Annotated in this window: 12 protein-coding genes and 1 pseudogene; 8 read left to right on the forward strand and 5 right to left on the reverse strand. The window is 71.4% G+C overall.

From position 1 onward, the window contains the following. Window positions 1-634: 634 nt before the first annotated feature. A complete protein-coding gene (locus ACIQPT_RS02205) occupies window positions 635-1,648 on the reverse strand; it encodes a tetratricopeptide repeat protein (protein ID WP_401151668.1) in 1,014 nt (337 codons plus the stop codon). 44 nt (window positions 1,649-1,692) lie between these two features. Between ACIQPT_RS02205 and ACIQPT_RS02210 the strand changes: the two are divergent. The 7 genes and pseudogenes from ACIQPT_RS02210 to ACIQPT_RS02240 form a co-directional block, all read left to right on the forward strand. After that, a pseudogene (locus tag ACIQPT_RS02210) lies at window positions 1,693-2,028 on the forward strand (histidine phosphatase family protein); the annotation flags it as partial. A 62-nt stretch (window positions 2,029-2,090) separates the two neighbouring features. Further along, window positions 2,091-3,203, forward strand: coding sequence for a hypothetical protein (locus ACIQPT_RS02215; RefSeq protein ID WP_401151670.1), 1,113 nt, complete (start codon window positions 2,091-2,093; stop codon window positions 3,201-3,203). 4 nt (window positions 3,204-3,207) lie between these two features. Next, entirely contained in the window at window positions 3,208-3,459 is a 252-nt protein-coding gene (locus ACIQPT_RS02220) for a (2Fe-2S)-binding protein (protein ID WP_401151671.1), read from the forward strand. After that, the gene (locus ACIQPT_RS02225; RefSeq protein ID WP_401151674.1) at window positions 3,447-4,433 is read left to right on the forward strand and encodes a LuxR C-terminal-related transcriptional regulator; all 987 of its coding nucleotides are present in this window, start codon (window positions 3,447-3,449) and stop codon (window positions 4,431-4,433) included. The genes ACIQPT_RS02220 and ACIQPT_RS02225 overlap by 13 nt, the downstream gene beginning before the upstream one ends. Beyond that, window positions 4,426-5,643: an FAD-dependent monooxygenase gene (locus ACIQPT_RS02230; protein ID WP_401151676.1), complete on the forward strand. Its 1,218-nt coding sequence runs from the start codon at window positions 4,426-4,428 to the stop codon at window positions 5,641-5,643. Before ACIQPT_RS02225 ends, ACIQPT_RS02230 begins: the two co-directional genes overlap by 8 nt. A 103-nt stretch (window positions 5,644-5,746) precedes the next feature. After that, a complete protein-coding gene (locus tag ACIQPT_RS02235) occupies window positions 5,747-6,376 on the forward strand; it encodes a phosphoribosylglycinamide formyltransferase (RefSeq protein ID WP_401151679.1) in 630 nt (209 codons plus the stop codon). A 350-nt stretch (window positions 6,377-6,726) separates the two neighbouring features. Beyond that, window positions 6,727-7,374: a GPP34 family phosphoprotein gene (locus ACIQPT_RS02240; protein ID WP_401151681.1), complete on the forward strand. Its 648-nt coding sequence runs from the start codon at window positions 6,727-6,729 to the stop codon at window positions 7,372-7,374. Between the two features lie 148 nt (window positions 7,375-7,522). Here the strand turns inward: ACIQPT_RS02240 and ACIQPT_RS02245 are convergent, their stop codons facing one another. Further along, window positions 7,523-8,173 (reverse strand): response regulator, encoded by a 651-nt coding sequence (locus ACIQPT_RS02245; protein ID WP_401151684.1) that lies wholly within the window; start codon window positions 8,171-8,173, stop codon window positions 7,523-7,525. Between the two features lie 215 nt (window positions 8,174-8,388). Between ACIQPT_RS02245 and ACIQPT_RS02250 the strand changes: the two genes are divergently transcribed. Next, entirely contained in the window at window positions 8,389-10,437 is a 2,049-nt protein-coding gene (locus ACIQPT_RS02250) for a serine/threonine-protein kinase (RefSeq protein WP_401151687.1), read from the forward strand. A 21-nt stretch (window positions 10,438-10,458) separates the two neighbouring features. Here the strand turns inward: ACIQPT_RS02250 and ACIQPT_RS02255 are convergent, their stop codons facing one another. The 3 genes from ACIQPT_RS02255 to ACIQPT_RS02265 are packed head-to-tail and all read right to left on the reverse strand — an operon-like array spanning window position 10,459 to window position 12,836. Continuing rightward, entirely contained in the window at window positions 10,459-10,863 is a 405-nt protein-coding gene (locus ACIQPT_RS02255) for a GntR family transcriptional regulator (RefSeq protein ID WP_401152540.1), read from the reverse strand. A gap of 45 nt (window positions 10,864-10,908) precedes the next feature. Beyond that, window positions 10,909-11,895, reverse strand: a complete 987-nt coding sequence (locus ACIQPT_RS02260; protein WP_401151689.1) for an ABC transporter permease — start codon at window positions 11,893-11,895, stop codon at window positions 10,909-10,911. Further along, window positions 11,892-12,836 (reverse strand): ABC transporter ATP-binding protein, encoded by a 945-nt coding sequence (locus ACIQPT_RS02265; RefSeq protein ID WP_401151692.1) that lies wholly within the window; start codon window positions 12,834-12,836, stop codon window positions 11,892-11,894. The genes ACIQPT_RS02260 and ACIQPT_RS02265 overlap by 4 nt, the downstream gene beginning before the upstream one ends. Window positions 12,837-12,873: the final 37 nt, after the last annotated feature.

Here is a 12,873-nt window from a genome sequence, read left to right on the forward strand (position 1 = left end):
AGTACCGACCGGGTGGAGGCCCGTACCTCCACGGCGCGTTCGTTCAGCGGGATCCCGGGCCTGGAGCTTCCCGACACCCGCTCACCCGCATGGGGCGAGGCTGCCACCAGTGCCTGGGCGCTCTCCTCGTACAGAGCGGGAAGTCTGCGCAGCAGCAGCGTCGCCTGCGGGGGAGAGGCGGAGGGCGGCGGCCGGTCGACATCGCCGGCTCCGGAGAGGGGAGGTGCCGTATCCGCGGGGCGGAGCACGGCGGAGGGGCTGGACATGTTGATCCCTTCGGCGCGGGTGCGGGAGGCGTTGCCCGGGAGCGTGGCCGGTGTGGCACAGCCGTGCCCACCGGCTGCGTCACACCGTCGTCCATGCCGTTATGGATGCGCTATCGGTGGCCTTCCGGCGGTGATGGCGGCCGGGCTCCGGAGCGATAGCGATCCAAAGGCGGGCCGCTGTTGAGTGTGCTCACACCACGACGGGCGGTGATCCGGCCAGGCCGTATCACCAGCAGAGAGAGCGGGAGCTCACATGCGTACGATCATTCTTCGCCGAATCCGGTCCGCCTGCGCTGCCGTGCTCATCGTCTCCGCGGCCGCGTTCGCCGCGGCTGCCGTGCCTGCGGCGCCTCAGGCCGCGTACATGGTCAGCGCGGACGGCCGGGATGCGGGTGCCCCGAAGCCGAGTGATACGCACTGGGGCTGACCGGAGCGTTGGCAGCCTCGGGGCGTCCCCCGAAGAGGGAGGGTTGGGCTGTGGCTGGTTCAGTGGCGGCCGTCTCACGGGCGGCCTCCGCCACCGCGTCGAGCGCCTCCCCGGTGCGCCGCTGCCAGTGCAGCGCCCCGATCTCCTCGAACAGGCCGAGTGCTGAACGGAGATGGCGCTGCGCCTCCGCGAAGCGGTCCTGCTCCCGTGCGCAGTCGGCCAGCGCGTGGAGCGCCTGTGCCTCCATGAAGCCGTCATGGGCCAGCCGTGCCACCGACAGTGCCTTGGTGAAGTCGGTGCGGGCGGCCCCGATCCGGCCGTCGGCCCGCGATACCCGTCCGAGCCCGAAGAGGGCGTGGGCCTCACCGACCTGGTCGCGGTTGGCCTGAACGATCCGCAGGGTCTCCCGGAACGCCAGGCCTGCCTCGCCGGTGTCGCCGTGCTCCAGATGGAGTTCACCGAGTCGGTAGAGCACCTGGGCCTCCACTCGCCTGCACCCGGTCTCCTTGCACAGACTCCGTGCCCTGTCGAGCAGGTGTTGCGCCTCGTCGTTCCGGCCGTTCTCCATCGCTGTCCGGGCGAGGTTGGACAGGACGTGTGCCTCGCCGATCTTGTCGCCGACCTCGCGCAGTCCGTCCGCCGCGATGCGATATCGGGCGGCGGCGCGATCCCGGTCGCCGCGCACCCGGTCGACGAAGGCGACATTGCGCAGGACGAGCAGTTGCCCGTGCCGTTCGCCGACCGCCTCGAACAGCTCTCGGGCGCGATCGAAGCGGTCCTCCGCTTCGAGCAGGCGCTTCTGCAGCATGTGCAGGGTGCCGATGGTGTAGTGCATGGCTCCCTGGCCTCGGCGGTTGCCCGTCTGCTCCGTGGCGTCGAGTGCCAGGGTCGCGGTCTCCAGCCAGTCGTCGTAGTAGCTACCGGCTTCGAAGAGGGTGACGGAGGTCAGGGCCAAGTCCCAGCAGAGGTCGTCCAGTTCCTCGGCACGGGCGAGCCGTACGGGAAGCCTTCGCCGAGTTCGACGGCGCGATAGAGAGCTGGCACCTGAGGTCCGCCCTCGACCTCCCGCTGGGGCCCCGGGGAGAGAGCGGCACCGCCGCGGTGCAGCGCATCCGCGAAGTGACCGCCGAGATCGAGGCCCGCCATGAGCGAACTGTCGTCGTCGTCAGCCACAGCACCGTCCTGCAGATCGCGCTGCCGAATCTCTGCGCGAACCTTCCCGCGTCGTACGGGCACCGCCGGTGGATCGCCAACGCCGGATACGTCGAGACACGGACGACCGAGGCCGGACTCTCCTGTGTCACCTGGTCGGGCGCGGCCCTGGAGGCCGTGTGAACCTCCCGCACGCATCAACCACTTCCGGACTTCGCAACGAATTCCCTGAGGAGACCAATTCCATGAACGAGCACACCACTGACGTCCCTCCGGTGGAGGTTCACTGCCACGGCTTCGGTGACGTGGACTTCTCCGACTTCCGCAAGGTCGACCTGGCCCGTCTGGACGACTGGTGCGCGAGCGAGGCCGTCCAGGCCCTGCCCACGATGTACCTGCGGCGCGACAAGCTCAGTGAGTTCGAGGAGTTCGTCCGCAGGTACGACGCCATGCGCAAGGACGGGCTTCTCCCTCACATACCGGGCATCGCTCTGGAGGGCCCCCTGCTGGCCAGCCACGGCGGCACCCCCGCTCAGACGGTGTGGGCCCCGACCCGGGGCGAGTGGTCCCGGCTCGCGGCGCTCGGAGAGCTCGGCCTGAAGTACACGGTGATGTCCCCCGACGCCTTCCGGCAGGGGTCCACGCTCCACGATGCTCCAGAGGCCCGTGAGGCGGGCTTCGACTGGATTCTGCCCGAACTGCTCGCCCACGGAGTGCGCCCCGCACTCGGCCACTTCACGCGGCAGGACCCGAGGGCCGGCGCGGAGCTGGCTGCGGAGATGGTGGAGATCGCTTGGCAGTCCGAGTTCGGCGGCAGCGGCGCCCGAGTGGTCACCGACCATCTCTTCAACGACATGCCGCTCACCATCCGGCACGCCTTCCGCAGCACCGCGGCCCGCCGCGAGCGTGACCGCGTCATCGCCTCGTACGACCTGCCGGGGTGGAGCCTCGACGCGCTGGACACGATCGTCGGGCCCGTCCCCGCCACCATCATGCGCGAGGCGGCTCGGGGCCGCGTCGCCGCCTGCATCAACTTCGACGGCGAGCACGTCGACCTCGCTATCGCCACCCGCGCCGTACAGCTCATGGGCATTCCCCACTCGATGATGATGACCGACCGCTGTGACTCGGCCCGGCTGGGCGGCCAGGACCTGCACCGCACGGAGGACAACGGCCTCTGGTACCAGAACGCGGGCATCGTCGCGGCCGGTTCGCAGCCACTGGCCCGCCAGATGGCCAATGCTCTCGGGCAGGGCCTCACGGAGCCAGAAGTCCGGATGCTCGCCGGTGGCACCGCACACCGGGCCTTCGGGCTCACCACGACGGCTCCGCAACTCGTCCCCGCGGGCCGGCGGTGACCACATGCCGGTAGGCAGCGCGCTTCCGTACGGCGGCACCGTGCCCGACCCTCTGATCTGCCTGTGCGCCCGGGTCCCCGAGAGCGAGCTGATCCAGGCCGCCCTGCGCTGGCCGGGAGACCCGGTGGCGGTCGGCGAGGCGACCGGCGCCGGGTCCGGGTGCGGCGACTGTATGGAAGAAGTCGAAGAGATCGCCGCGCTGTCCATGGCCGGCGACATCGCGAGCCCGGGAGAGGGGGCGGGATGCCAGATGTGAGCGGCGGCCGGAACGGGGTGGGGCGGGGGAGCGCGCTGCGCAGCGTCGCCTCCTCCGACTCCCTGAAGGAGCCGGAGGAGTCGTCCCCACGTTCGGTACGCGACCTGCTCGGGCTGGTCGTGGACAGTCCCGTCGGCGTGGACGAAAGCCCACAGGAGACTGTGCGCCGCACCCTGGAGGAGAGCGCCGCGGAGGCCGGGCGGGCCGCGGACCGTCTGTACGAGGTGCGGGAAAGACTGGCGAAGCTGTCCCGCCGCGCCCTGGTATCCGTGGCCGACCGGACACACGGTCCCGGTCCGGCCGAAGGGGTCCAGGGCCGGCAGGAGGTCGAGGAACTGCTGGACGGCCTGCTGGCCGGAAGCGAACAGGAGCTCCTCGCCCTGCGTCTGGGCCCGGGGCCGGACGAGGCCGGGGTGAACCTGGCCCCCGGCCGGCTGCGTCAGAGTCTGCGGCGGGGCGTGCGGATCACGATGGTGGGCGACCCCGTGCCGCCGGGCCACCCGGCCCGGCTCCGCGGCCTGTCCCGGCTGCGGGACGAGGGCGCGCGCGTGCGTGTGGGGGAGACCACGTCACTCCGGCTCGCTGTGTTCGACCGGACCACCGCGGTCCTGGTGACCGCCGAGCGGCCGGAGGCGCTGGTTCTGCGGGACGCCGCCTTCAGCCACGGCCTGACCGGTCTCTTCGAGATCTGCTGGGAGAGTGCCCTGCCCGTGCCCGGTCCGGCGTCGGACGATCGTGCCGGGCCCTTCGAGGCCCGGCACCGGGCCGTACTGCGGCTGCTGGCGTGCGGTGTCAAGGACGAGGCGATGGCACGCCGTCTCGGGATCTCTCGGCGGACGCTGACCCGTGTGATCGCGGAGATCATGCGGGAGCTCGGCGTGGAGAATCGCTTCGAGGCAGGGGCCAGGGCTGCCAGGCTGGGCCTGTTGGGCCCGACGCCGACTCCCCGAGGGTGGTCACGTGCCCGTGGGTGACGTCGGGGGTACCCAGGTCGTGGTGGCCGGAGCGGGACCGGCCGGCCTTGCGACCGCCCTGCTGCTGGCCCGCGGCGGTGTCCCCTGCCAGGTGCTGGAAGCGGCGGGGAGCCCGGGTGAGGCCGCCGGCCCGCACAGCGGCGGTCCCCGCGCAGGGCAGCCGTACGTCTACTCGGGCTTCTTCCGGCGGCGGCTCATGGAACGCCTCCCCGACGTCTACGCCGATCTGCTGGACCAGGGCGCCCAGACCTTCGACACGGACGGAGCTCCGGAGGAGCCCTCCCCGTACGGCGACCTTGCCGGGCGCGAAGGGAAGGCGGTTCAGGGGGACCGGCTCTCGCTGACCTGCTCGGGCACCGTGGTGACGGCAGCGCTGGCCCGCGCTCTCGCGGCGGAACCACTGGCCCGGGTGCGCCACGGGGACCGGGTGCGCGGCCTGCGTACGGAGGGCGATCGGATCACCGGTGTCCGGCTGACCGGTGAGACGGTCGAGGCGAGCACGGTGGTGGACGCCCTGGGCAGGAGCTCCCCGCTCGCCCCGGACTTCACTGTGACGGTCGATGAGGTCGACTGCGGGGTGACGCACTCCACGCGTCTCTACCGGACGGATCCCGCGGACGGACCGTCCGCCATCGCCGGCCGGATGATCAAGTTCCAGGGGGAGGCGTTCAGCGCCCGCGTTCTGCCCCAGGGGCCTGACACCTTCGCCGTCACCTTCCGCTATCTGGCGGGGGACCAGGTTCTTGAGCGGCTGACGACACCGGAGGGCTTCTCCCGGGCGCTCCGCTTCCTGCCCGGAATCGGAGACCGGCTGGCGACCGCCGTTCCAGCCGGTGCCATCATCAGTGGGATCGACCCGCCGCTGCTCCTGAGATGCCTGGACGACCAGGCCCCGGTCGGGTATCTGCCGGTGGGGGACGCCCTGTGCGCGGTCGATGTCGAGTCGGGGTCCGGGGCGGCACTGGCTCTGGAAGGCGCGACCTGTGTCGCGCGGGCGTTGACCGCACCGGTGGACGGCGCCCCCGACGCATCGTTCGGCGCCTTCGCCAACGGGCTGTTGCGTCATACGTATGAGCGTTCGGCCCGGCGGAGCATCGTGCGGACCCGCCTCTGGGAAGCCGCGGTCACGGCGATGGAGCCGGTCGCCCGGTCCGGCCCGAACGCCCGCTTACCCACTCGCGCGGCGATGGCGAGCGCCCTCCTTCTGTGAGAGAGCGTCAGCAGCCCCCGCGCCACGTTCTTCCCGGCCCCGGCCGGGAAACCGGCGGCCACCGGTTGGTCCGCCGGGACCGGAACAACTACCAAGGAGACAGATGCTTCGCATCGCTGTGCTCACCTCAGGGCGGGGCACTTTGCTCCGTTACACGATCAGCGCTTGCTACGACGGGGTGGTGGACGGGGAAGTGGTGGCGGTGGCCACCAACCGCGATTGCCCGGCCCTGGACGTGGCACGTAAGGCAGGGATCGACACCACGGCCTCGTACCCACAGAGCAGCTATGGCTCACTGGCCGAGCGGGACGCCGTGATGGCGGCCGACGTGCTCGAAGCGGGCGCGGACTTCGTCCTGGTGGGCGGCTATACGGACGTCCTCGACGCGGCGTTCCTGAAGCACTTCCCGGACCGGGTCATCAGCGTCTACCCCACCATCCTCCCGGCTTTCGGAGAACTGGACGAGTCGATCGGCCCGGCACTCGACTACGGGGTCAAGAGCCTGGGCGTGACCATTCACCTCCGTGACCCGCACTCGCTCTCCGACGGCCCGATCATCGCGCAGATCCCCATACCGGTGGAGGTCGACGACACCATCGAGTCCGTCACTCCGTACATCGCGGCGGTCGAGCGGGAGCATCTGCCACTCGTCATGCAGGCGTTCGCTGAGGGGAGGGTGCTCCGGGAAGGCCGCAAGGTGCGCGTGGTCGCTCCCAAGCGCAGGGCTTCCTGAGCTCTGAGCCACTCTTCTTCGGATCGCCGACGAGACGTTCGGGGAATCCGGCCACGGCCCTCCTCGGACGTCTCGCCGCATCGGTGTGCCGGCCGAAGGCGGCTCAGCGAAGGCCCAGGACAGACACCGTCTGTCCTGGGCCTTTGTTCATTTCGCCGACCGTGAACGCAATGTACGCAGACCCGCCGAGTGGCGGGGGTCGTCTCGTTCGGGCAGTGGATGTGATGCCCCCTGTCGCTGCTTAGGCTCGCTTCTGTGGAGCAACTCGACCACGCAACTCGACCATGCGCCACGGCCTTTGCTTGAGCATGAAATACGGGGCAATCCCGTTCATTCCCAGGAGGACCCTCATGCGGCAGCGCCAGCATTCCCTCCCGGCCGGCCTGTATCTGCTGGCGTGGAACACGGATAAGCAGAAGCTCACCAGTACCGACACCATCGGTCATGTGGTGCGGGCCGGGGCGCTGGCCGAGCTCGCCCTGCGAGGGCTGCTCACCGACGCCGACGGCAGGCCCGCCGTGGCCGAGGGCGCGCCGACGGGAGAGCCGGCGCTCGACGATCTGCTCGAGCTCATCGCCCGCTCCCGGCCCCTGGCCTGGAAGGGCTGGATCAACCAGGGTGTGAAGCCCACCCTCACCGCGGTGAGGGAACAGCTCGCGGAGGCGGGCTGCCTGAGTCTCGACACCCACCGCATCGGCGGCCTGATCTCCGTGACGACCGTGAACCCGCCGCCCTCCGGAGCCGGCGACCTTCTGCGGAACCGGGCCGTACGGGCGCTGCGCGGCGAGGGGCCCGCCGACGCGGTGCCCGACCACGATGCCGCGCTGATCACGCTGGCCGCGGCGGGCGGCCTGCGTACCGTCATCAGCGAGGCGGACAGCAGGGCGTACCAGCAGCGGCTCGCAGCGCTGGCCGGGCGCGGCGGCCCGGTCGGCGAGGCCCTGCGCAGGATTCTCCCGGAACTCCGCGAGACGGTGGCAGTCGCCCATGCGGGGTGAGCGCCCGCCTCCGCACCGGTGACCCTGGCCAGCGGACCGGGGGGATGCCGGCGCCCGCCCCCTGAGAGCCGCGGTCGGAAAAGCTTGATGAGCGGACCGCACGTGGACCCGGTTCGGGGCGGTCCGGTGCCGGTCGCCGCCGGCCGGACTACTTTTCCAGACCGTTGGCCCACACCCAGGCGGCGATGCCGACCCTGTTGCGTACACCCAACTTGCGCTGGATGTTGGCGACATGCGTCTTGGCCGTACCCGCCGAGATGAACAGCTCGGCCCCGATCTCCGCGTTGGTCATCCCCTTGGCGACCAGCCGCGCGATCTCCGTCTCCCGGCCCGTCAGCGCGTCCAGCGACTGCGCGGCCCTGGGCCGGCCGGCGTCCCGGTGGTGTCGCAGCAGGCTGACGGTGAGCGAGGGGCTGATCAGGGTGTCGCCCGCCATCGCGGCGCGCACCGCCTCCACCAGCAGCGTCGGCCCCGAGCGCTTCAGCAGGAAGCCGCAGGCACCGTTGCGCAGGGCGGTGTGGACGTACTCGTCGAGCCCGAAGGTCGTCACCACCACCACGCGCATCGGGTGCTCGGCGTCGGGCCCGGCGAGCCGGCGGGTGACTTCCAGGCCGTCCAGGCGCGGCATGCGGATGTCGGCGAGCACGACGTCCGGGCGGAGTTGCGCGGCGAGTTCGACGGCCCGCAGACCGTCGGAGGCCTCACCGATCACTTCCATGTCGGGCTGGGAATCCAGGATGAGCCGGAATCCGATGCGTACGGATTCCTGGTCGTCGGCGAGGAGTACGCGAATGGTCACGGTGGGCACCGTAGTTCGCGTCCGCCCCGCGCGGCCACCGGAGAGAGACCCGTGCGCGATGCGCGCGGAGTCTGCGAGCGCCGCGCCCGCGGCCGAGGATCTGCATGATCCGCATGATGCGCCGGTGTGCCGAGCTCCTATCCTGAGCGGACGCGAACGGCTCCGGCCGACGCGAACGACCGCAGGGGACAAGGCCATCGGGGGATCGGGTCAGCATGGGCGAGGGCGCGGGCAAGGACAGCGGGCGGTACACGGCGATGGAGGGGATACGGCCGCTCGCGGCCGGTGATCCGGTTCGGATCGGGCCCTATCCGCTGCTCGGCCGGCTCGGTGCGGGCGGGATGGGCCGGGTGTATCTGGCCCGCTCGGCGGGCGGGCGGACCGTGGCTGTGAAGGTGGTGCACGAGGAGCACATCGCGAACGGGGAGTTCCGGGCCCGCTTCCGCCGGGAGATCGAGGCGGCCCGCCGGGTCGGCGGCCGTTACACCGCCCCCGTGCTCGACGCCGACCCCGACGCCGGGCAGCCGTGGGTGGCCACCGGCTATGTGCCGGGCCCCTCCCTGGAACAGGCGGTCCGGGAACACGGACCGCTGCCCGCCGACTCGGTGTACGCCCTGGCCGAGGGGCTGTTGAGGGCGCTGCGCGGTATCCATGCCGCCGGGATCGTCCACCGCGACCTGAAGCCGTCCAACGTCCTGCTCACCGTCGACGGGCCCCGCGTCATCGACTTCGGCATCGCCCGCGCGCTCCAGGTCTCCGTCGAGTCCCTGCTGACCAGTACGGGCATGGTCATCGGCTCGCCCGGCTTCATGGCGCCCGAGCAGATCCTCGGTGAGGAGACCGGGCCCGGCGCGGACGTCTTCTCGCTCGGCTGTGTGCTGATGTACGCGGCCACCGGGCAGTTGCCGTTCGGCGCCGGGGTGAGCAACCAGCACGCCGTGATGTTCCGGATCGTCCAGTCCCCGCCGGACCTCACCGCGGTGTCCGACGCCCCCTTGCGTGAGCTGATCGAACGCTGCCTGACCAAGAGCGCCTCCGAACGCCCCGGCGTGGACGCGCTGTTGGAGAGCCTGACGCCCGCGCAGTCCTCCGACGCCCTTCGCGGCGCCTGGCTGCCGCCCGTGCTCCTGGCCCGGCTGGCACAGCAGTCGGCGCTGCTGCTCGACGCCGAGGTGCCGGAGGGCGGGGAGGCCGCGGAGGTCGCGGAGGTTGCGGAGGTCGCGGAAGTTGCGGAAGTTGCAGTTGGGCCGGGCGACACCGACGTACCGGAGGCCGCTGACGACGTACCGGAGGCAGAGAAGTCTGCCGCCCCTTCCGCTGCTCGTGATCTCGGCACGGTCGACCTGCGGCCGGCACCGGTGAAGGGCGACGAGCCGGACCCGGCGCCGGAGCCGACGCCCGCTCTCACATCCGCGCCGGCCGGAGACCGGCCCCGCCACCGCCGTCGGCGTACCTGGGTCATCGCGGCCGTCGTCGTCGCCGTTCTCGCCGCCGGTGGCACCACGGCCTTCCTCAAGCGCGGCCCCGGTGGCTCCGCCGCGCCGCCCGCCGCAGGTGGCACCCCTTCCAGCCCCGCGGCCTCGCCCTCCGAAGAGGGCGACGAGAAGGACGACGAGGGCGGGGCGAAGGACGGCGAGAAGGAGAAGGGGAAGAAGGAGAAGGAGAAGGGGTCGGAGAAGGACCAGGACGGCGACAGAGGGGCTGACGGCGGTCAGGGCGCCGGCGGCGGTGACGCCGACGGCTCCGCTTCCGGCGGTGGATCGTCCGGGGACGAGGGGGCCGGTGGATCCGGCGGGGGCGGCGCGCAGGGCGGAGCCGGTTCCTCCGGGTCCGGTTCGTCGGGGTCCGGTTCGTCCGGGTCCGGCGGCTCCGGGGGTGCCGCGAAGCCGCCCGCCCCGGACCCGGACCCCCCGGCCCCGGACGGCCGGGTGCCGCAGCACTTCGTGGGGACCTGGTCCATCGCGTCCCAGTACGACGTCCTCCAGCCCCACACCGTGGTCGTCCGCCGGGTGTCGCCGGGGCAGAGCGCGGTCACCCTCATCGCCGACGTACAGGGTTCGGGGCACTGCGAGTACACGGCGAAGCTGACGTCCGTGGCGGACGGCGGGAAGCGGATCAACGTCGGTACCGCTGTGGTGGACAAGGCCCGGTCCGGCGGTATGTGCCGTGACACCGACGCCTCGTTCTTCACGGTCGCCGGGTCCGGCATCCTGCACGACGTCGGCCCCGCCCACGGCAGCGGCTACCGCTACAACCGCGCCTGAGCGGAGGGGTTCACCGGACCGTCAGCCCGGGGCCTCGCCCGGGTACGCGTTCTCGAACGCCGCGTGGAACAGGGCCGTGACGTCCTGCCCGGTGAGGCCTTCGGCGCGGGCCCGGTCCAGCCAGTCGTCGAGGGTGGCGCGCAGGGGCGAGCCGGGGCCGGACTGGGGCTGGGCGAGGGAGCGGGTGATGAACGTGCCCGCTCCCTGGCGTACTTCGGCGAGGCCCATGCGTTCCAGTTCGCGGTAGGCCTTGAGGGTGGTGTTCGGGTTGACCTTGGTGGTCGCGGCGACCTGGGCCGCGGTGGGCAGCCGGTCGCCCTCCTCCAGCGCTCCCATGCGCAGCGCCTGCTCGACCTGCCGGACGATCTGGAGATAGGTCGCCACTCCACTGCGCCGGTCGATGCGGAACACGACCACGGACTTCACCTTCCGCTCGATTGCCGACACTTTACGTAGGGGGAGAGGGCGGACCTAGAGCGGCCGGCGCGAGACCCGCCACAGGGTGAACGCCGTGAGCAGGGCCGTTCCGGCGAGCAGGATGCCCGCCGCGATCCACTGCATCGACGCCATCTGGCTGTAGTCGAGGTACTCGATGACGTCGTTGACGATGCCGTGTTCCTTGATGCACGCGTTCTGCGCCTTGTCGGTCGCCTCGGCGCAGGTGCCCCACCCGTACAGGGTTCCGTCGGCGCTGCCGACCCAGCGGTCCACCTCGTACGCGTCGTCGAAGCGGGCGGGGAGTTCGGAGTCCATCGGGTACGTGAACATCTGCGTGGTGCCGAGGCGTACGCGTACTTCGTCCCAGATGAACATGGTGGTGATGATGGTGAAGAGGAACGCCCCCACCATCGCCGGGAGCACCCGGCGGACCAGGACGCCGATGGTGACGCCCGCCGCGGTGAGGAAGAGCAGGAACGCGGGCAGGACGGGCCCGGTGTTGTCGAAGATGGCGCCGTCGATCCAGTCGCTGAGGAAGACGGAGCGGTACGGCTCCCACCACCAGGTGAACAGGACCGAGAGCACCACGCCGGAGACCAGCGCGAGGGTGTAGGCCAGGGCCAGCTTGGCGATCAGCCACTGGCGGCGGGTGACGGACTGGGTGGTGACGAGCTGCGCGGTGCCGTTCTCCTGGTCGCCCGCGATGAGCGGGGCGCCGATGAAGACGGCGAGGATCAGGGGGAGGCCGCCGAGGATGGTGGTGACGTATTCGTAGCCGCGGTTGTTCTCCATCGGCTGCCCGGCGTCCTTCTCCGGCCAGCCCTTCGCGTCGAGCAGCTGGATCAGCTGGTGGCGCTCGTACACGATCCAGAACGCGCACAGCAGGGTGAGGCCGAGGATGCAGACCAGCGCGGTGCGGTGCTGGCGCACGACCAGCCAGGGCAGGCCGTGCAACAGGCGTCGGCGGGAACCGGTTTCGGGTGCGGATCCGGCGGGCTTCTCGGTGACGGTGGTGCTCATGCGGCCTGGGTCCCTTCGGCCTCGACGCGGGCGCCCTGCGTGTAGAGCGAGGGCGCGTCCGGGGAGCGGAGATGGGCGAGGAGGACTTCCTCCAGGGAGGGTTCGACGGTTTCCCAGTTGGCCGGGAGCGGGCTCTTCGGCCGGATCATCGCCTGGAACTGCCGTCCCTGGAGGCGGGTTTCGACGACCGTGTGGCGGTCGAGCTCGGGCGGCAGCGCGCCGTCCCGGGTGACCCCGGTGACCAGCGTGTGGGCCGGGACCAGGGCGTCGGCGTCACCGGCCATCCGGATCCGGCCCTCGGCGACGACCAGCAGGTAGTCGCACATGTCCTCCAGCTCGGTCAGCATGTGCGAGGACATCACCACCGTGGTGCCGCGTTCGACGGCCTCCGCCATCAGCAGGGTGCTCATCTCGTCGCGGGCCAGCGGGTCGAGGTCCGACATCGGCTCGTCCAGGAGCAGCAGGTCGGGCCGCTTGCCGAAGGCGAGCGCGAAGGCCACGCGGGTGCGCTGGCCGCCGGAGAGCGTGCCCACCCGGGCGTCCAGCGGGACGTTGCCCGAGCGGACGATCCGCTCCGCCGCCACCGCGTCCCAGCCAGGGTTCAGCTCGGCGCCCATGCGCAGGGTCTCGGCCACGGTGAACCGCTTGAACAGCGGCTTCTCCTGCCCGAGGAACGCGAAGGTGGGCATCACCGCGGGGTCGTCGACGGGGACGCCGAAGACCCGCAGTTCGCCGGTGGTCGGCTGCACCTGCCGGGTCGCCAGTCCGAGCAGGGTGCTCTTGCCGGCCCCGTTCGGGCCGACCAGACCGCAGATGCGGCCGGCCGGAATCCGGAAGGAACAGTCGCGCAGCGCCCAGCCGCGCCGGTAGCGCTTGCCCAGGCCGCGGGCTTCCAGGGCCCAGCTGCCGGACGTCGCGTTCGGGGTGCTCATTTCTGCCACGCGCCTCGCCTCGATTCCATTAGTCAATTAATGGAAT

This window comes from Streptomyces sp. NPDC091289, from assembly GCF_044757365.1.
Lineage (GTDB): Bacteria > Actinomycetota > Actinomycetes > Streptomycetales > Streptomycetaceae > Streptomyces.

Coding starts and splice junctions, on each gene's coding strand:
- ACIQPT_RS02215 (WP_401151670.1), top strand. CDS start 2,091: ATGAACGAGCACACCACTGACGTCCCTCCGGTGGAGGTTCACTGCCAC.
- ACIQPT_RS02220 (WP_401151671.1), top strand. CDS start 3,208: ATGCCGGTAGGCAGCGCGCTTCCGTACGGCGGCACCGTGCCCGACCCT.
- ACIQPT_RS02225 (WP_401151674.1), top strand. CDS start 3,447: ATGCCAGATGTGAGCGGCGGCCGGAACGGGGTGGGGCGGGGGAGCGCG.
- ACIQPT_RS02235 (WP_401151679.1), top strand. CDS start 5,747: ATGCTTCGCATCGCTGTGCTCACCTCAGGGCGGGGCACTTTGCTCCGT.
- ACIQPT_RS02240 (WP_401151681.1), top strand. CDS start 6,727: ATGCGGCAGCGCCAGCATTCCCTCCCGGCCGGCCTGTATCTGCTGGCG.
- ACIQPT_RS02250 (WP_401151687.1), top strand. CDS start 8,389: ATGGGCGAGGGCGCGGGCAAGGACAGCGGGCGGTACACGGCGATGGAG.
- ACIQPT_RS02260 (WP_401151689.1), bottom strand. CDS start 11,895: ATGAGCACCACCGTCACCGAGAAGCCCGCCGGATCCGCACCCGAAACC.